The sequence below is a fragment of the Reinekea marina genome, from assembly GCF_030409715.1.
In the GTDB taxonomy this organism is placed as follows: Bacteria; Pseudomonadota; Gammaproteobacteria; order Pseudomonadales; family Natronospirillaceae; genus Reinekea; species Reinekea marina.
This window is the reverse complement of sequence record NZ_JAUFQI010000001.1, coordinates 1,516,138-1,535,001: the sequence shown is the minus strand read 5'-3', so window position 1 is coordinate 1,535,001 and position 18,864 is coordinate 1,516,138. Positions and strand designations below refer to the sequence as shown.

At 44.4% G+C, this 18,864-nt stretch carries 20 protein-coding genes; 11 read left to right on the top strand and 9 right to left on the bottom strand.

The window, feature by feature from the left end; all coding sequences use genetic code 11:
- The first annotated feature begins 4 nt into the window (after nucleotides 1–4).
- Nucleotides 5–2,155: a phosphate acetyltransferase gene (pta, locus tag QWZ13_RS08105; RefSeq protein WP_353958974.1), complete on the top strand. Its 2,151-nt coding sequence runs from the start codon at nucleotides 5–7 to the stop codon at nucleotides 2,153–2,155.
- On the opposite strand, the gene QWZ13_RS08100 is transcribed toward pta, so the two are convergent.
- Together QWZ13_RS08100 and QWZ13_RS08095 are read right to left on the bottom strand one after the other, a co-directional pair.
- Nucleotides 2,114–2,245 carry a hypothetical protein gene (locus tag QWZ13_RS08100; RefSeq protein ID WP_290281335.1) on the bottom strand — a complete coding sequence of 44 codons (132 nt, stop codon included), beginning with the start codon at nucleotides 2,243–2,245 and terminating at the stop codon, nucleotides 2,114–2,116. The genes pta and QWZ13_RS08100 overlap by 42 nt on opposite strands.
- Nucleotides 2,212–2,841, bottom strand: a complete 630-nt coding sequence (locus QWZ13_RS08095) for a hypothetical protein (protein ID WP_290281334.1) — start codon at nucleotides 2,839–2,841, stop codon at nucleotides 2,212–2,214. The genes QWZ13_RS08100 and QWZ13_RS08095 overlap by 34 nt, the downstream gene beginning before the upstream one ends.
- 69 nt (nucleotides 2,842–2,910) lie before the next feature.
- On the opposite strand from QWZ13_RS08095, the gene QWZ13_RS08090 reads away from it, so the two are divergent.
- Together QWZ13_RS08090 and QWZ13_RS08085 are read left to right on the top strand one after the other, a co-directional pair.
- A complete protein-coding gene (locus QWZ13_RS08090) occupies nucleotides 2,911–3,873 on the top strand; it encodes an NAD(P)-dependent oxidoreductase (protein WP_290281333.1) in 963 nt (320 codons plus the stop codon).
- 147 nt (nucleotides 3,874–4,020) lie between these two features.
- Nucleotides 4,021–4,710 (top strand): MaoC family dehydratase, encoded by a 690-nt coding sequence (locus QWZ13_RS08085; protein ID WP_290281332.1) that lies wholly within the window; start codon nucleotides 4,021–4,023, stop codon nucleotides 4,708–4,710.
- Here QWZ13_RS08085 and prmC read toward each other — a convergent pair.
- From prmC to hemA, 3 genes are read right to left on the bottom strand one after another with little or no spacing between them, the layout of a single operon-like run.
- Entirely contained in the window at nucleotides 4,707–5,525 is an 819-nt protein-coding gene (prmC, locus tag QWZ13_RS08080; RefSeq protein ID WP_290281331.1) for a peptide chain release factor N(5)-glutamine methyltransferase, read from the bottom strand. The two genes, QWZ13_RS08085 and prmC, sit on opposite strands and share 4 nt — an antisense overlap.
- Nucleotides 5,522–6,607: a peptide chain release factor 1 gene (prfA, locus tag QWZ13_RS08075; RefSeq protein WP_290281330.1), complete on the bottom strand. Its 1,086-nt coding sequence runs from the start codon at nucleotides 6,605–6,607 to the stop codon at nucleotides 5,522–5,524. The genes prmC and prfA overlap by 4 nt, the downstream gene beginning before the upstream one ends.
- A 6-nt stretch (nucleotides 6,608–6,613) precedes the next feature.
- Nucleotides 6,614–7,891, bottom strand: coding sequence for a glutamyl-tRNA reductase (gene hemA, locus QWZ13_RS08070; RefSeq protein WP_290281329.1), 1,278 nt, complete (start codon nucleotides 7,889–7,891; stop codon nucleotides 6,614–6,616).
- A gap of 132 nt (nucleotides 7,892–8,023) precedes the next feature.
- Here hemA and QWZ13_RS08065 point away from each other — a divergent pair, with 132 nt between their 5' ends.
- From QWZ13_RS08065 to ychF, 7 genes are all read left to right on the top strand, one after another.
- Nucleotides 8,024–9,745 (top strand): tetratricopeptide repeat protein, encoded by a 1,722-nt coding sequence (locus QWZ13_RS08065; RefSeq protein ID WP_290281328.1) that lies wholly within the window; start codon nucleotides 8,024–8,026, stop codon nucleotides 9,743–9,745.
- On the top strand, nucleotides 9,738–10,298 hold the full coding sequence (gene lolB, locus QWZ13_RS08060) for a lipoprotein insertase outer membrane protein LolB (protein WP_290281327.1): 561 nt from the start codon (nucleotides 9,738–9,740) through the stop codon (nucleotides 10,296–10,298). Before QWZ13_RS08065 ends, lolB begins: the two co-directional genes overlap by 8 nt.
- Nucleotides 10,299–10,326: 28 nt before the next feature.
- Nucleotides 10,327–11,178, top strand: coding sequence for a 4-(cytidine 5'-diphospho)-2-C-methyl-D-erythritol kinase (gene ispE / locus QWZ13_RS08055; RefSeq protein ID WP_290281326.1), 852 nt, complete (start codon nucleotides 10,327–10,329; stop codon nucleotides 11,176–11,178).
- Nucleotides 11,179–11,269: 91 nt separating this feature from the next.
- On the top strand, nucleotides 11,270–12,208 hold the full coding sequence (locus tag QWZ13_RS08050) for a ribose-phosphate pyrophosphokinase (protein ID WP_215999029.1): 939 nt from the start codon (nucleotides 11,270–11,272) through the stop codon (nucleotides 12,206–12,208).
- 110 nt (nucleotides 12,209–12,318) lie between these two features.
- The gene (locus QWZ13_RS08045; protein WP_215999028.1) at nucleotides 12,319–12,942 is read left to right on the top strand and encodes a 50S ribosomal protein L25/general stress protein Ctc; all 624 of its coding nucleotides are present in this window, start codon (nucleotides 12,319–12,321) and stop codon (nucleotides 12,940–12,942) included.
- A 65-nt stretch (nucleotides 12,943–13,007) separates the two neighbouring features.
- Nucleotides 13,008–13,598, top strand: a complete 591-nt coding sequence (pth, locus tag QWZ13_RS08040; protein ID WP_290281323.1) for an aminoacyl-tRNA hydrolase — start codon at nucleotides 13,008–13,010, stop codon at nucleotides 13,596–13,598.
- 18 nt (nucleotides 13,599–13,616) lie between these two features.
- Complete coding sequence (gene ychF / locus QWZ13_RS08035) at nucleotides 13,617–14,708, top strand: redox-regulated ATPase YchF (RefSeq protein WP_290281321.1); 1,092 nt, start codon at nucleotides 13,617–13,619, stop codon at nucleotides 14,706–14,708.
- A 51-nt stretch (nucleotides 14,709–14,759) separates the two neighbouring features.
- On the opposite strand, the gene QWZ13_RS08030 is transcribed toward ychF, so the two are convergent.
- Nucleotides 14,760–15,233 (bottom strand): MgtC/SapB family protein, encoded by a 474-nt coding sequence (locus QWZ13_RS08030; protein ID WP_290281319.1) that lies wholly within the window; start codon nucleotides 15,231–15,233, stop codon nucleotides 14,760–14,762.
- A gap of 170 nt (nucleotides 15,234–15,403) precedes the next feature.
- Here QWZ13_RS08030 and QWZ13_RS08025 point away from each other — a divergent pair, with 170 nt between their 5' ends.
- Entirely contained in the window at nucleotides 15,404–15,937 is a 534-nt protein-coding gene (locus tag QWZ13_RS08025) for a peroxiredoxin family protein (RefSeq protein WP_215999024.1), read from the top strand.
- 37 nt (nucleotides 15,938–15,974) lie between these two features.
- Here QWZ13_RS08025 and QWZ13_RS08020 read toward each other — a convergent pair whose 3' ends face one another.
- The 3 genes from QWZ13_RS08020 to QWZ13_RS08010 form a co-directional block, all read right to left on the bottom strand.
- Complete coding sequence (locus QWZ13_RS08020) at nucleotides 15,975–16,901, bottom strand: tetratricopeptide repeat protein (protein WP_290281316.1); 927 nt, start codon at nucleotides 16,899–16,901, stop codon at nucleotides 15,975–15,977.
- Nucleotides 16,886–18,325, bottom strand: coding sequence for an aspartate kinase (locus QWZ13_RS08015; RefSeq protein ID WP_290281314.1), 1,440 nt, complete (start codon nucleotides 18,323–18,325; stop codon nucleotides 16,886–16,888). The genes QWZ13_RS08020 and QWZ13_RS08015 overlap by 16 nt, the downstream gene beginning before the upstream one ends.
- An 81-nt stretch (nucleotides 18,326–18,406) precedes the next feature.
- Nucleotides 18,407–18,808 carry an ectoine synthase gene (locus tag QWZ13_RS08010; RefSeq protein WP_215999021.1) on the bottom strand — a complete coding sequence of 134 codons (402 nt, stop codon included), beginning with the start codon at nucleotides 18,806–18,808 and terminating at the stop codon, nucleotides 18,407–18,409.
- Nucleotides 18,809–18,864: the final 56 nt, after the last annotated feature.

The following is an 18,864-nucleotide window of genomic DNA, read 5'->3' as shown; positions in this document are numbered from 1 at the left end:
AACGTTGAAATATACCTATTTTATGAGCGCCACCAGCGCTGGCGTTGGTCTCACTTCCGTATGCTTAGGTTTAGTACGCGCACTGGAACAATTAGGGGTAAGAGTCGCTTTTTGTAAGCCCATTGCTCAACAAAGCAATCTCGATAGCGGACCCGAACGCTCGACTCATTTGATCAATAAAACTCTTGGCTTAAACCCAGCCAAGCCAGTGACTCTCGCTTATGCCCAACAACAACTCGCGTTGGGTCAGTCTGATAGACTCATGGAAGAAGTCATATCAATATCTCAAGCATCGGTTGAAGAAGCAGACGTTTTAATTGTTGAAGGTCTTGTGTCAGTGATCGATGAAAACTACATCGCTGAACTTAATCGGAACATGGCTAAAGCGATGGATGCTGATGTCATTCTGGTGGCTGCTAAAAACAATGACAGCACCGCTCAATTAAATGAACGGATAAAAATGTCGGCTAGTATTTATGGTGGCATTGATCATAAAAAAGTGATTGGTTGCATCTTAAATAAAGTCGGTGCGCCTAACCCAGATAACCAGCAAGTAGTTGCAGAAGAAATCCCCCAGCAACGCCAAGCGGAAGCAATGTCCAGTGAGCAAGTTATCCAAAGCATGCCTGTCTTTTCGCCGGCTAAATTTGAGCTCATAGGTCTAGTGCATTGGAACCCACTGTTGGTAGCGCCTCGGACGCTCGATGTGAGTCATCACTTACAAGCTAGCGTAATCAATGAGGGGCACATTGAATCGCGCCGAGTTCAAAGCATTACCGTATGCGCCCGAACAATGCAAAATATGCTTCATACGCTTAAATCGGGCACCTTGGTTGTAACACCAGGTGACAGAGACGATATTTTAATTGCGGCCTGTATGGCTGCACTCAATGGTGTGCCGTTGGCCGGTATTGTTTTTACAGGTGATTTAATGCCTGGGGCTCCTGTCCTTGATATGTGCCGCTCAGCCTTTGCAACCGGACTGCCAGTGATCTCGGTAAAGAACAATACATTCGGCACCGCACAATTGCTCAACAGCATGAGCACTGAAGTGCCAGCCGATGATGTGGATCGGATGGAGAGTGTTATGGATGCGGTTGCCAGCTCAATTAATGCAACTTATTTAGCCCAAAAAGCTGAAGTTGTTGAAGAGCGACGCTTGTCACCGCCTGCTTTCCGACATTTACTGGTGCAACAAGCTCGACTCGCCAACAAACGTATCATTTTACCAGAGGGCAATGAACCAAGAACAATACGCGCTGCAGCCATATGCCAAGAAAAAGGGATAGCCAGTTGCGTTTTACTGGGAGACAAAGAAGAAATTCTACGCGTCGCCGCCAGCCACGATATTGTGCTGCCGGAAGCTCTAGAGATTATCAACCCAAGGCAAGCTCTACAGCCTTATATTGAGCCGATGGTTAAACTTAGAGAACACAAAGGGTTGACCAATCCAATGGCCGAAGCGCAGCTAGAAGACCCTAATGTTTTGGGAACGATGATGTTGGCCGAAGATGATGTTGATGGACTTGTTTCAGGCGCGGTCAGCACGACAGCCAACACCGTACGCCCTGCACTCCAGCTGATAAAAACAAGACCCGATGCCAGCTTAGTATCTTCGGTATTCTTTATGTTGCTACCAGATCAAGCGGTAGTCTACGGCGATTGCGCCATAAACCCAGACCCAAACGCTGAGCAACTTGCCGATATCGCCATACAGTCAGGTGACTCTGCAAAAGCCTTTGGGATTGAACCTAGAATTGCGATGATCAGTTATTCTACAGGGAAGTCTGGCAGTGGCAGTGATGTAGAAAAAGTTCGTGAGGCCACACGCATTGCTAAAGAGCGTCGACCCGACTTATTAATCGATGGACCTCTGCAATACGATGCAGCCAGCACGCCAAGTGTAGCGGCCAGCAAAGCACCCAATAGTCCAGTTGCAGGCAAGGCGACTGTCTTTGTTTTTCCCGATTTAAACACTGGAAATACAACTTACAAGGCGGTTCAACGCAGTGCCAATGTGGTGTCTATTGGACCGATGTTACAGGGTTTGCGAAAACCCGTTAATGATTTATCGCGTGGTGCTTTGGTTGAAGACATTGTATACACAATTGCGTTAACGGCGATTCAAGCTGGGCAAATAGAGAGTCAATCTTAACGAAACTATATGATAGAAGAGACGAAGGAATTTCACGCCTTCGCCTCGACTGTCACTTAATCGACAATCGCTAAAGACTGTTCTGTCCACTCAAATAGATGACCATATAGAGATTCATTAAAATCACTTTCTAAAATCAAAGACATATCGTTGTTGGCCGCGCACTCACGGTTAGACTCCACAGAAACCAAAGATGCTTGATCAAATTGCACGCCAAAGCTTCGTCGAACTCGCTTGGTCAATGCCGAAAGTATCCCAGAATAAGAATCTGCATCTTCACAGCTGGCCACGGGCATTAAATCACTCATTAGACCAAGTTTTGCAGACTTTATTTTCAATGCAGACAATGTACGTGACGTAATGATTGCCACAAGTGTATCTTTTCTGTGTTGTAATGCATTGGCTTGTTCAATCAAGGCATAGTTTGCAGGAATAAAGCTTGGGCGAATTATAAATTGCTGCTTTAAGTAAACGTTATATTGCGCCCGAAAATCAAATAATTCATCACGAGTGGGAAACCGTTGCATGGTATTCACAAACAGTTTGCGAAAGTCCGCACTATTCATCAGAAGTTCTGGGTTAACAATCTGACTGGTTACATCCTGTAAAGCCTTCGACAAGGCAAGACCATCCATGGTATTTGTAGGACACAAAGCTGCATCCAAATCAAACACCATTAAGTGCATAATTTAAACCTCAAAAAATAAACATCAATTTGACCAGTTAAAGCGTAACAAATCAATACGAGACTGTGTATGAAAGCTATATTTTTAGATCGAGCGACTTTTCCGAGCCATGTAAACCTAACAGTACCCCAACAAATTTCGGATTGGGTCACCTTTGATAACTTACCTACTCAAGACATTATTCGGTTTTGCAGTGATGCTGATATTATTTTAACCAATAAAGTAGAGCTCACTGAAGATATCATAAATCAACTGCCAAAGTTAAAACTGATTTGTATCATGGCCACTGGCACCAACAACGTAAACTTAGAGGCATGCTTCAAAAATAATGTGCAGGTAGTGAATGCGGTTAACTATGGCGCGGCTTCCGTCGCTGAACATACCCTTATGTTAATGTTGGCGCTGGCGCGCAACCTACCACGATATTTAGAGAGTCATCGTTCAAAACAATGGTCAAAAAGCCCATATTTTTATCACTATGCGGGCAGAATGCAGTCTCTGACGGGTAAAACATTGACCATTATAGGCAAAGGCGCTCTTGGACTCGCCGTTGCTCAACGTGCACAAGCCATAGGGATGAATATACTGTTCGCAGAGCACCAACACAGTAAAATCATAAGAGATGGATACACTCCATTTCATGAAGCACTGCAGCAAGCTGATGTACTTAGCCTGCATTGCCCGCTAACGCCACAAACCAAGCATTTAATAAACAAAGCCACCCTTGCGCTACTAAAACCCAGTTGTATTCTCATCAATACAGGCCGAGGTGGTCTCATTAATGAAAAAGATTTGTTAGTCTCGCTCACAAATGAGCAAATATTAGCTGCAGGTCTTGATGTGGCCGCGCAAGAACCTCCTGCCGAGATTGATCCCATCTGGCAACTTGAAAAGCTCAACAATGTCATCCTGACCCCCCATGTTGCTTGGGCTGCAGATGATTCCATGCAAAACTTACTGGATCAAATTGCTCAGAAAATCCAATACTTTTTAGAGCAAAAACCGATCGACAATATTGCGTCCGCTTGTTAAGGGTGTTTTTAAACGCACTTAAAGTACAGCCGTATATTAATTTTCACCACCTTTCAACTCTTTTTTGTAAGGATTACAATAGCGCACCATATTAATAGCCAACCCCATTTTAGCGATTGAAGAGTGAATGGCCAAAAAAGGAACCCTATGAGCGTCATTGATTTTTTAAAAGAGAAAAGCGATCGGCTCGCCAAGAACAAAGATGAGATTGTTGAATTGATCCAGCCTCAGCTGCGCGGGTATTTCAATGAGATCTTTCAGTCTGCCCGTAATAATCCGTGGGTAAATTGGTCACTCGACCAAAAGCTATTAACGTCTGGCTCTGATACGGCCACCACTCAAAGTGATCGCTGGATTCATGAAAGCAACGATAACGCTGTTGCTATGCTTAAGAACTTATCGAACTCACTTGGCTCGGTCATCTTCACAGGAAACTGGATGAGCGTTGAGCAAGAGCGTATTAACCAATTTGCAGAAGTTACCGAAGACCAACAGTGGATACACACTGACCCAGAGCGAGCGCAAGCTGAATCGCCTTTTAAAAGCACAATTGCTCATGGCTTTCTTACGCTATCTTTGTTGCCAAAACTCACCAATGCGGTAGACTCTGAGCGCCCGCCATACCCAGGCGCAAAGATGGTCGTCAATATGGGGTTGAATCAGGTGCGTTTTCCTTACCCATTGAAAGCCGGCGCAAACATCAGAGCTACAAAGAAAATCATCTCTGTTACGCCGGTTAGGCGTGGGTTAGAAGTCACTGAGGAAATAACCGTTGAGATTGAAAACTGCCGACGACCAGCCTGTGTGGCGCAAACACTACTACTTTTGGTGTATTAAAGCTGGCCAAAAGTTACGCGGTCGTTGCCTGCGTAGTCTTTTACAGTAGTAACTTGCTTAAATCCGGCATGATCTAAAATAGCAGCCACGGCCGTCCCTTGAAGCCAGCCATGTTCAAAGAACAAGCGCCCTGCTGGCTTCAAACATCTTAAAGCTTGCTCGGTTATGTTCTTAATATCTGCGAGCCCTTGATCTTTGGCCACCAATGCACTTTTAGGCTCGAACCTAACATCGCCTTCATTCAAGTGATGATCGTCAATATCTATATAAGGCGGATTGCTAACGATCACATCAAACGCCTTGGATTCGAGCCCTTCGCACCATGAGGATAACTGAAAGCACACATCTAACGATAAGCGCTCGGCGTTTTCACGAGCCAAACTTACGGCCTCTTCGATACGATCAACACCCAACAATGACCACATTGGACGCTCTGATTTTAACGCCAACGCTATGGCACCTGTGCCCGTCCCTAAATCTACAACCGATAGGGTTTGCGTTGAGCACTGGTTTAGTACGGTCTCAACAAGCACTTCAGTATCTGGGCGAGGAATTAGCGTGGCCGATGTTGTTTTAATGGGTAAAGACCAAAATTCACGCTCGCCAATTATATAAGCAATTGGCTCACCGGCTTTTCTACGAACGAGTTTTTCTTGATAATCTTCCGATTGTGCGACACTTAAACTTTCTTCTGCAAACGCCATAATGTAAGTTCTTGCTTTGCCCAAGACATGGCATAACAAAATTTCGGCATCGCGTTTTTCAACATCATTTTCACGAGCAAGACTTAACGCGTCGCCAATCGTAAGGGTCACGATTGACCCATATCTGCAAATAATTGCGCTTGATGCTCAAGCACCAGCGGATCAATGATAAAGTCCAACTGCCCTTGCATTATTTCATCTAGTTTATACAAGGTCAGGTTAATGCGGTGATCTGATACACGCCCTTGTGGGTAATTATAGGTGCGTATACGTTCAGATCGGTCACCACTGCCGACCAAAGACTTACGCTGCTCGGCTTGTTCGGCTGCTGCCGCTGATTGCTGAGAATCTTTTAACTTAGCCGCAAGCAAAGACATCGCACGGGCTTTGTTTTTATGTTGTGATCGCTCATCCTGACACTCAACGACCATTCCCGTAGGTAAATGCGTTAAGCGTATCGCAGAATCGGTTTTGTTCACGTGCTGACCCCCGGCGCCGGAGGCGCGGAAAGTGTCTACTCGTAAATCATTTTTATCAATCTCAATAGTTTCTAGCTCATCAGCTTCTGGCATCACAGCTACGGTACAGGCCGACGTATGGATACGACCTTGGCTTTCGGTTTCAGGAACACGCTGAACGCGATGCGCACCCGATTCAAACTTGAGTTGAGAATAAACATTGGCGCCGGTAACGCGTGCAATAATCTCTTTAAAGCCGCCATGCTCGCCTTCATTTGTTGAAACAACTTCGATTTTCCAACCCGATTTCTCAGCAAAACGAGAATACATTCTGAATAAATCACCGGAAAATATCGCGGCCTCATCACCGCCGGTGCCTGCGCGTATTTCTAAAAAGACGTTTTTGCCATCGTTAGGGTCTTTTGGCAATAACAATATTTGCAGCTGCTCATCCAACTTTTCGATGCGTTCTTGCGCCGATTTAAACTCTTCCTTTCCCATTTCTCGCATGTCAGGGTCGGAATCGTCAAGCAGTACTTTTGCTTCTTCTAAGTCGCTTTCGCTGGCTTGATAATCTGCGAAGCATTTAACAACGCCTTCTAAATCGGAGTACTCTTGCGAATACTTACGAAACTCATCTTGATTCGAAATAACTTCTGGCTGAGACAACAGCATGCCCAGCTCTTCATAGCGCTCTGATAATTCTTCAATTTTAAAACGTATCGACTCTTTCATGGAAACCTAAGGTTTGATATCAGATAATTTTATCGCCCAGTCACTGGCTTGCGGGTCGCCTTCTTCAAAGGCTTTACGCAACGCAATGGTAGGACTGTGCATGAGTTTATTAGTAATGTTATGAGCTAACAACTGCATAACAGCTTCAGGGTCTTCGCCTGAAGCGATCGCCTTTTTAGCTTTTTCTAATTCGCTTTGTTTAACTTGTTGCGCGTTATCTCGCATGGTACGGATCAGCTGACCTGATTCGCGCACATTAACCTGCGAAACAAACGAGCGTGTTTGACGCTCTATGATGCGTTCTGCTTCTTGCGCGGCTACTTGTCTAGATCGGCGATTATCTTCTATCACAGAGCGCAAGTCATCTACCGTGTATAAAAATACATCGTTTAAATCACCCACTTCGTGTTCAATATCACGAGGTACCGCTATATCGACCATAAACATGGGTTTGTGTTTACGCTGTTTAAGCGCACGTTCTACCATTCCTTTTCCAATTAAAGGTAACTGGCTGGCGGTAGAGGAAATCACAATATCAGCCTTAGGCAGTTCTTCAGGAATGTCAGACAGCAAGCACGCTCGCGCACTGAATTCTTTGGCCAGGTTTTCGGCACGCGCTAACGTTCGGTTAGCCACCGTGAGGTTCGTCAACCCTTTTTCACGTAAGTGTCTAGCAACTAAGTCGATCGTTTCTCCAGCACCAACCAACAGTGCCGAACATTTAGATAAATCTTCAAAAATACGAGTACTTAAACTGACGGCTGCGAATGCGACACTCACAGCATTCTCACCAATGGCCGTTTCAGTGCGTACCTGTTTGGCTACTTTAAAACTGTGCTGAAAGACAAAGTTCAGCATGGATCCTACAGTTTTGTACTCTTTAGCTACGGCATAAGCCGATTTTAGCTGGCCTAAAATTTGAGGTTCACCCAACACCATACTGTCTAAGCCAGAAGCGACTTTACTGATGTGCCCAACGGCTTGTTGATCGGTATGTACATAGGTGCATTTCTGTAAGGACACTGGGTCAAGATGATGCGTGTCGGCCAACCACTTGACTACCGCTTGAGCCGATTGCTCGGCTTGTTCGACATAACAATAAATCTCCGACCGATTACAAGTGGATAAAATGACGGTTTCAGAGATACCGGGCAATTGTTGAATAGACTGCAACGATTCAGACATGGTTTCAGGCATAAAGCTCACTTTTTCGCGAACTTCAACAGATGCTGTATTGTGATTGATACCAATGGCCAATAATGACATGCCTTGGTGGTGCCTCATTTGTAAAAACGCCGTATTCTAACGACTTTACCTAAATTAGGCGATAACGCCTGTGCTAATATTCTTAACTATTCGTAAATTTACATTATTTAGCACTTTTTAAACCTCTGTTCGGGTGATTTTAGGTTAACTATGCCATACACACACTTATTAAAACGCTTCAGCTCATTTCTTGCCGCTGCTTTGCTGCTTGCTTGCTCCACTACTGCGACACAAGACGAAGGTAATGCCAATCTAAAGGATTCTGCTGAATCAGAGAGCAAAATTTTAAAGGCGAACAACCCAAAGCCACTCACTGGTCAAACTTTTTTTGAATTACTGCTTGCGGAAATTGCCATCAATAGAGGAGATTTAGGCAGTGCGGCCTCAATCTACCGATTAATCAGCGAGCATGAATCCGACCCCTCTGTTTTTGAACGGGCTGTCGCGCTGAATCAGAGTATTGGGCACTATGAGTCGGTGCGGTTATTAGGCATTCAATGGTCAACCATAGAACCTGAAGCGGCTGGCCCTTGGCAATCTCTCTCGATAGCGACGTTGAACTTAGGTGACTACGAAGCCGCTAAAGGCCACATTGAGCAATGGCTGACAATTGATGCAAATGCAAACGTGAATCTTGCATTGCCTCATTCCAGCCAATTGCAGGCTGATCAAACTAACGAGCTCATCAGCCTTTTCGAATCGTTACTCAAAACCTATCCCGCATCACACTCACTGCAGTTCTCGCTCGCTCGCTTATATTTCTTAAAAGACGATATTGCACAATCAGAAGCCTACGTGGAGCAAGCCATACAACTCGAACCGGCACTGACCTATCACTTATTTAAATATCAGGTTCTTATCAAAACAGAACAAATCAAGCAGGCGACTAAGCTCATTAAAGCACTGGTTAAAAGACACCCAACCGATGTGGAAGTAGCCGTGAGTTACGCTCGCCACCTTTATCGCTACGATCGAGCAAATGTTAGCGAGCTGCAAGTGCTTCATACCCGCTTTTCAAATGAACCCATTATTGCTCGAACCTATGCACGGGTTGCATTTGAACAAAACGATTTAGACACCGCTGCTGCCATTTTCCAACACTTACTGGAGCAAGGTTTTGTTGATGAAGGCCACTATTTCTTGGGTTTAATTCACCTTGAGAACAATCAACCCAGCATTGCGGCCAGCCACTTTGAGCAAGTACAAGCCCCGCCGTACCTCGCATCAGCATTAGCTGAATGGGCACAATTGGGCCGCGAAGAAGATCGTAACCTTCTTTTTATGGCACTCGCTCAGGCTAAAGAGAAAGATGCAGGGCAAGAAACCCTGTACTGGAAAATAGAAGCGGGCTATGAACAACAACTGGGGCACCTAGATAGAGCCATCAAGGTGTATACCCAGGCTTTAGAAGAATCCCCAAACAACACAGACCTACTGTATGAGCAGGCGCTTTTATTTGCTTCCATAGAAAATTTCGCGGGCTTAGAAGAAAATTTAGAAAAAGTGCTCACACTAGATCCAGCCAATGTAAACGCCATGAATGCGCTCGGTTATACCTGGGCTGACCTAAATAAAAACCTGCCTCAAGCCCAACGCTATATCGACAAAGCGCTAAAGGAGCAACCAAACAACCCGGCGTTTATGGACTCAAAAGGCTGGCTATTGTATCGACTGGGCGAACCAAAAAAAGCGCTCGATTGGTTAACCAAAGCTTATCAGCAATTAAAAATTGACGAAGTAGCGGCTCACATAGCTGAAGTGTATTGGTACATTAATGATCAAGAGCAGGCTCAACATTATTACCAACGGGTCGTTGAACTCAACCCAGAAAGCCCCTTTTTAGAGAGGTTAGATAAGCTGTTCAATGAATAACCTAGTTACTCGCTTTGCTGCAATGACATTGAGTTTAGTGTTGGTTGGCTGTGCTAGCTTTTCCAACCTATCCCACGATGAAAATATCGATTGGGCGTTCAAAGGCAAAATGGCGGTTAAAAATAGTGTCGAGGCCAGCAGCTTTAACGTTATCTGGCGCCAGGAAGCCAGTGCATTTGATATCGAACTGAGCGGCCCTCTCGGTCAAGGCCGCATAAATGTATACGGCGACCATGCGTCTGCCACATTGGTGCAAGGCAAAGACCAATGGACAGCCAATAGTTTGGAAGACCTATTGTGGGACCTACAACAAATCTCTCTACCGCTGGACTATTTAAGGTATTGGGTTAGGGCTTTACCTAAACCGAATGAACCATATAAACAGCAACTAAATGAAACAAGCGGCTTCATAAACGAGTTAACACAGGCCGGCTGGACGGTTCAGTACTCTCGATACCAAGATAGTCCACCATTTATGCCCACAAAACTCAGTTTTTCTAGAGAAGATCGCAGCGGAAAGCTCGTCATTCGGGAGTGGAGCTTGTTACAATAGCCTCGATTTTACAACTACGTCGTGATCTATGCCGCTTACTGTCAGCGCTCCAGCTAAGTTAAATCTATTTCTTCATATCGTCGGGCGAACGTCCAACGGGTATCATCAGTTACAAAGTATTTTCCAATTAGTTGATCTACACGATGAACTGAGTTTGAGCCTGCACACACAAAACTCAATTGAATTTAGCTGTTCAGATCCAGAGATCGAATCACCCGATAATTTAGTAGTTAAAGCGGCAAAAGCGCTGCAAAAACACTGTCAACTAACGGTAGGCGCTCGTATTCATCTCAATAAAAAGCTGCCTATGGGTGGTGGTATCGGTGGGGGCAGCTCAGATGCGGCCAGCGCATTATTAGCCTTAAATCATCTTTGGCAGTGCCAACTAACCATTGACGAACTCGCTGATATTGGCTTGTCATTAGGCGCGGATATCCCAGTGTTTATTCGTGGCCGAAGCGCTTGGGCCGAAGGCGTTGGTGAGCAATTGACGCCCGTTGCTCTCCCCGAAAAATGGTACGTCATAATTCACCCTAAGGTGCATGTTTCAACGGCACTGTTGTTTGCTCATCCAGAATTGACACGGGATACCGCGAAGAGCACAATACGCACCGATTTAGCGGCACTCGGACACAATGATTTTGAACCGCTAGTCAGAAAGCTGCATCCTGATATAGATGATATTTTCAACGCTTGCCTTCCAATCGCAGAGGCGAAGCTCACTGGATCAGGATCTTGTATTTTTATTGCAACCGACTCAGAATCAGCAGCCAATATCGTGAAAGCAAAACTGAATCAAACAAACCCAGAATTAACGACCTATATAGCAAAGGGCCTCGACTCCTCGCCCGTTCACAACCAATTAAATATACAAACGTAACCCAAATTAAGCCAATTTCTTCGGTTAATCGGTTGCGCACAGCCGTTTAACTTAACTTTTTAAGCATAAGCCAACCAAAGGTGGATTAAACGTGTCAAAAATGATGGTTTTCAGCGGTAATGCGAACCCTACTCTCGCCCAAAGTGTCGTCGATCGCTTAGGTATACCGCTCGGTGACGTTGAAGTCAGTAAGTTCAGCGATGGTGAAGTTGCCATTGAAGTTACTGATAATGTTCGAGGCGCTGATGTATTCATTATCCAGCCAACCTGTCAGCCAACAAATGATAACCTCATGGAAATACTTTTCATGGCCGATGCACTAAAGCGTGCCTCGGCTGGACGAATCACGGCCGTTATCCCCTACTTTGGTTATGCTCGCCAAGATCGACGCCCTAGAAGTTCGCGCACGCCGATTTCTTCAAAAGCGGTTGCCGACATGTTAACGGTTGTTGGTATAGACAGAATACTCACGGTCGATTTACACGCTGAACAAATCCAAGGCTTTTTTAACATCCCCGTAGACAACATCTATGGCTCTCCTATTTTGCTTGATGACATTCAAAAGCAGAATTACCAAGATATGGTCGTGGTTTCTCCTGACGTAGGTGGTGTAGTTCGCGCACGAGCCATCGCAAAACAGCTCGGTGCTGACCTTGCCATCATCGATAAAAGACGCCCAAAGGCCAATGAACTTGAAATCATGAACATCATTGGTGATGTGAGTGGCCGCACCTGCATACTGGTCGACGACATGGTGGATACCGCCGGCACACTTTGCCAAGCCGCCGAAGCGCTTATTGAGTTCGGCGCCACCAAAGTGGTTGCTTACGCCACTCACCCAGTACTGAGCGGCCCAGCCGTACAACGAATTACAGATTCTTCTATCGAATTAGTCGTATCGGATACGATTCCGCTCTCGCCTGAAGCGCAAAGCTGTGATAGTATCCGCCAGCTTTCGATGGCAGGCATCCTTGCAGAAGCGATGCGCCGCGTAAGCAACGAAGAGTCAATCAGTGCAATGTTCCGATAATTCGGATCATTTAGCAGCAAGTTAGCGCTAATTCCTAACTACTGACTCACTATTAACTGCTTCAGATATGGTCGCGATATCTGGAGTAACGTAAATTTTGGAGCAACAAAATGTCTACTTTTGAAATTAATGCCACCGTACGTACGGAAACAGGGAAAGGTGCGAGCCGCCGCCTGCGTCGTGAAAATAAAGTACCTGGCGTAATTTATGGCGGTGCAAAAAACCGTAAGCCTGCTAGCTTAACTCTAGAGCTTAAAGAACTGGTTAAAGCACTTGAAAACGAAGCGTTCTATTCACAAGTACTGACTGTGAATGTCGATGGTAAAGAAGAGCAAGCTGTTCTGATCGACCTACAACGTCACCCAGCAACTGACTTCCCTGTTCACATCGATTTTGAGCGTGTAACTAAGTCATCTGTTGTTCGTAAGCGCGTACCTCTACACTTCTTAAACGAAGCACCAATCGTTAAAGCTGGTAACAAGGTTCAACACGTTGCAACTGAAGTTGAAGTATCCTGTAAGATCGGTGATCTACCACAGTTCATCGAAGTTGATCTTGCTGGTTTAGAGCCAGGGCAAGTAGTTCACTTGTCTGAACTGAAACTTTCTAAAGGCATTACTTTGGTAGAATTAAACAAAGGCGAATCTCACGATATGCCAGTTGTTTCTATCATGAAGCCTGCAGGCGTTTCTGAAGATGAAGATGAAACGACTGAAGAAGGTGACGCTGAGTAATCTTAGCGGCACTGATTGAAGGGCCTTTATGGCCCTTTTTTTATAGCTAAAAAGTACATTATCCTATGAAAGATTCAATTCAATTGGTTGTCGGCCTCGGAAACCCGGGCGCACAATATGAGAATACTCGCCACAATGCAGGCTTTGATTATATCGATGCACTTGCCCGTAAATACGGCGGCAGCTGGAAATTCGAGTCTAAATATGGCGCAGAAATTTGTTCAGTATTAATTAATGCCAACAAAATTTGGTTGATAAAACCCATGAGTTTTATGAATCGCAGCGGCCAAGCCGTTGGCGCGTTTTCTAACTTTTATAAAATCCCAGTAGAAAACATCTTAGTCGCTCACGACGAGCTAGATATTGAACCAGGCACCGCAAGATTTAAGCAAGGCGGCGGTCATGGTGGACACAATGGTCTGCGAGATATTATTGCTGCGCTGGCCAATAATCGTAACTTTTATCGATTACGATTAGGCATTGGTCACCCAGGTCACGCAAAAGAAGTGGCCGATTTTGTCTTATCGAAAGCGCCAGTAGACGATAGAATTAGCTTGGAACGCGCATACGATTGCGCAATAGAACAAACAGAACTCGCTTTTGCCGGAAACTGGTCAAAAGCTATGAACAATCTACACAGCTTTAAACCTGAATAACTAACTGGAGATCCGAATATGGGTATCAAATGCGGCATCGTTGGCTTACCAAACGTCGGTAAATCCACTTTATTTAATGCCTTAACACAAGCAGGCATTGATGCAGAAAACTTTCCTTTTTGTACGATTGAACCAAATACCGGTGTTGTACCGGTGCCGGATCCTCGACAAGATAAAATCGCAGCTATTGTAAATCCAAAGCGCACTATTCCAACCACAATGGAGTTCGTTGACATTGCTGGATTAGTGGCTGGGGCCTCTAAAGGTGAAGGTCTTGGCAATCAGTTTTTAGCCAACATTCGAGAAACCGATGCCATTGCACACGTGGTTCGTTGCTTTGATAACGAGAACGTCATTCACGTCGCCAACAAAGTAGACCCAGCGTCTGACATTGAAGTGATCAATACTGAGCTAGCACTGTCTGATCTCGATGCTGTTGAAAAACAGCTGCATAAGCTACATAAAAAAGCCAAAGGCCAAGATAAAGAGGCCATTCGCTTAGTCGCTCTTTTGGAAAAGATTAAGCCGACACTTGATCAAGCCATGCCAGTGCGTTCTGTCGATCTAAGTGATGATGAAAAGAAAGAACTCCATCAGTTCCACTTGTTGACGACTAAGCCGACGCTATACATAGCCAACGTCAATGAAGATGGCTTTGAAGACAATCCGTATTTAGATAAAGTACGTGAAATTGCGGCCGCCGAAAACGCGGAAGTGGTTGTGATATGCAATAAGTTAGAGTCTGAAATTGCAGAATTAGAAGATGACGAAAAAATCGAATTCTTAAGTGATTTAGGCATGGATGAACCCGGTTTAAACAAAGTTATTCGAGCCTCTTACAAATTACTAGGCTTACAAACCTTCTTTACGGCTGGTGTACAAGAAGTTCGCGCTTGGACAGTAAAAGTAGGCGCAACGGCACCTAATGCCGCAGGGGTTATCCATACTGACTTTGAAAAAGGATTTATTCGCGCTGAAACGGTTGCCTACAATGATTTCATCGAATTTAACGGTGAATCTGGTGCAAAAGACGCTGGAAAGTGGCGCCTTGAAGGTAAAGAATACATTGTCAAAGACGGCGACGTAATGCACTTCCGTTTTAACGTTTAATAACGGAAGGTAAGGTAAATCGAGCGCATCGATTTACCTTACCTGTTATATTTAAGGTCTTTTTCGCCAACCACGAATTTTTTTATGCGCCCCTCGCGTAAATGCCGCAGAGTAATCCTCTAAAAGATCCACCCCATAGAGAATACTGACTACGATCACCGATAACTTAATGGCTGTAATCATATCTATGACGGCTATGCACACCCCTATCGCGGCCAGCGTCCAAATGGCAGCCGCCGATGTCACACCTATAACCATCCCCCCTTTAGCCATCATAACGCCCGCACCTAAGAACCCTACGCCCGTAACAACTTGACCAATGATCCTAGAGGGATCAGATACATCCGTTGCTACAGCCATGGCAGAAGTAATAAAAACATAGGTCCCCAGCACAATTAATGAAGATGTCCTGATGCCAACGGGTTTTCCGCGCAATTGACGCTCCAACCCGATGATACACCCACACAAAATAGCGCCGAACACAGAACCCCAACTAAACGGCTCTATAGATAACAATAACTCCACTGAAAACTCCCGCAATGACCAAAATCGACACTAAAAATGCCTTAATAACAATACTTTAGACTGGTTCGCTCAAACTTTATAGCAGGAAATTCAAAAAGCCAAATCAATATGTGATCCAACTACTCTTCCTTTACGTATGTATTAATTAATTCAAACCAATTGAGAAAAATATGCGATTATCGCCGCCTTGCCCAAGTATCGACTTTTCAACGACCGATGTTTTTGGAAAGCCCATTCAACTCAGCGATTATCAAGGTAAGAAAGTGATGTTAGCGTTTTTTAGAGATGCAGCATGCCCCTTTTGTAATTTACGCGTTTATGAGCTAACCCATAAATACAAAGTTTGGCAAGATTCTAATCTAGAAATCATTGCCGTTTTCAGTTCACCGGCAGATGAAGTGCGCAAGTATGTCGCAAAGCATCCTAGACCTTTTAAGCTCGTCAGCGATGCAGATTTAGATATTTACAATCGATATGGCGTTGAACACAGCACGTCTGCCCTGTTCAAAGCATTATTTTTTAAGTTACCAAGAATAATCAAAGGTATGATAAAAGGCGGCTACCCTCAACCCAACCCACACGTCAAATTAGTGCCAGCCGACTTTCTTATTGGAAAAACAGGAAAAATTGAGCAGGTTTGGTATGGTAAAGACACCAGTGACCATATGCCGATTGAACAAGTAGAACGCTTTGTAGCAAGCTAACAAAAAATGGGCGAGCTACTTTAAGCTCGCCTAGTATTTATTCAGCGGTGTCATCTTCAATAGAAAACTTAATTTTAAACTCCGCCATATTTCTAATTGGCGCTAACAACTCTTCTTTTAGAATCTCTTCTCGGTAATTATCGTCACAATTGTAAGCCTCACACGTATAACGCAATGACTCTTCTAAGTTATCGAGTGCGGCATGCGCACAGGCGAGCTGAAAAAAAGCATGGGCATTGTTAGGATCTTTCTCTAACGCTTGCTGACATAGGTTAATAGCCCACTGAGGCTCTTGCATTTCTAACACCGCATCGGCCTTATAGGTATAGGCTTCTACATCTTCAGGGTTAATCGCAATAATTTGGTCGTATATTCGGATCTTACTGGAGGCATTAAACTCTTGCTGAGATCGCATCCACAGCGATTGCACCTCACGAGTGACCTCAATCTCTTTGGTGTTCTCTTCGATATCTTGAGTCTTAACTAGAATTTGACGTTCAATTTTTTCCAATCGGCTCTCATATTCAGAGACCAATTTTGTAATTTCATCGTTAGCGTAACTATGTACGCGCTCTTTAATCTCGCGAATTGACGTCCAGCCAACAATAACTAAGATCGAACTCGCAGCAGCTATCAGGTAGAAGAAATAGGTAATCGTATCCGTTGCATAAGCAACACCTCGATCGACCGAACGATGCTCTCGGTCAATCACTTGCTGCATCAATTCATGCTTCTGCGCCGCCATTTCTGATCTCAATTGCTTGAGTTCATCCAAAATATAACGCTCGATGAACGGCGTATACAGCGGCTCATCGAGCGAATTGATCACCTGCTCTGTATTTGCAGGTAGCTTATCATTTCCAGCATTGGCTTCGCTTGATTCAGTGACACCCGTCTCTGCGTTGGCAAAAACAGACAGTATTACTAATAAAACTGCGCCAACTCTAGTCATGATGCTAAACATATTGCCCTTCCGTGATCATAAATTTCAACTAAAGCAGAGTGTAGCGCTTTTATTGTCTTTTCGTAATCTTCTTCTTCAACAATAAACTGGATATCAACCTGGCGCATGCATTGATGAATGGCCAATACACCCACATCGGCGTCTGCAATTGCTTTAGAAGTTTTCGCTAATAATCCTTTGATGGCTAGGTCACTGCCAATCGCCGAAACAATCGCGACTTTGCGTTGGTCAAGCTCCGCTTGTGGAAATAGCGATTCTAACTTCTTACGAATGCGTTTTATGGTTTTTAAATTAGTCGATAAATAATGCGTGACGGTATTAGCATTAATATCTTTAGACACTATTTGTGCTTTGAACTCTTTAATCACAGATACAATTTTTGGATCGTAAATATGAAACAATCCAGCCATATCTTGGTCAAAAAGCTCAATCGCATAAACACCTTTTTTGCCTGCAATAATTTCTACGCAAGGTGACTCACTGACATAATCTCCAGTAATGAGTGTGCCTTTATGCTCTGGCTCGAAGGTATTCATTACTCGCAATGCGATGTCACTTTGACGCAAACCTTTTGCAGCTTTTGGGTGAATAGCCTCCATACCTAGGTTTGCCAGTTGATCCGCAACATCGTAGTTTGTTCGGCCAATAGGGACAGCGTTTTCTTCACCGACTAATCGCGGGTCGGCACTGGAAAGGTGAAACTCCTTATGAATAACGGCTTCACTGGCTTCCGTGAGAACGGCCAATCGGCTGAAGGTCATTTCGCTGTAACCACGATCGAATGTCGACATTAATCCATCATCTGTATGCGCATAACCGGTTACAATCGGCATTTCCTTGCTTAAATCGAGTTCACTGAATGCTTGTGAAATTCGCTCATCGAGCGTTAAGTGGGTTTGGGTACGCCATCCGGTTAAATCGACAAAGCGGGCATTAATCCCATCGCGGCGCAATAAAGTCGCCATATTCCACGCACTGTGCGCTTCCCCAATACTGGCTAGCATTTCTCGCACTGTGTGCAAATGTGCCTCTAATGCGAAATGCCCATGCCGACATAAGCTTTGCAAGTCGAGTAAACACTTTTGAGCATCGACAATCCGTTCATTCACAAATTCATTGGCAATACTTAACTGAGGATCATCTTGAGCAAATAATTCGCTGTTTATTTGGTGCATTTGACTGCGTAATTCGCTCAGAGCCTTTAACCAACTGTCATCTTCCATTGCACTGGAAAACAGTTTAAAAACGCCGGGCTGTGCGCTTTTTTTATGCTCTAAAAGCCGATCTGTTATGCCGCCGTAGGCCGATACAACAAATACTCGATTGTAAAAACTTCCTCGCTGACTGGGTTTAAAAATAATGTTATCGCGAACCGACTCATAGTCGTTCATCGACGTTCCACCAATTTTTTCAATGGTATGCATGCTAATCCCGTTCTCTATTCAAATTAATGTAATGGCTCGCTATAAACTAATTTATAGCGAGTAGCTTTATTTCAGCCTCCATTAATCAATCGTATCGGCCTCTAGCTCATAGGCTCCTTCTTTGTTATGTACCTCTTTACCATTTAATGGCGGGTTGAACACGCAAGCCATCTTCATTTCTTCAAATGCTCTCAAAACGTGTTTATCGTGCTTATCTAAAATGTATAAACTGCCTGGCTCAATGCTGTATTTTTTCCCATCGGCGAGCGTCTCTACTTCACCTCGGCCACTGACACAATAAACCGACTCAAGGTGATTTTGATAATGCATTTGAAAGTCAGCACCCTTATAAATGGTGGTAATGTGGAATGAAAAACCCATGTTGTCATCTTTCAACAACATACGAGTGCTGTCCCAGTTTCCATCGGGGGATACAATTTTACGCCCTTCTTTTTCGGCACTTTCTAACGTTCTAAAAATCATGTTTTACCTCTTAAATTCATTCACTAACAAAGACAATATTGGATTAAAACCCGACA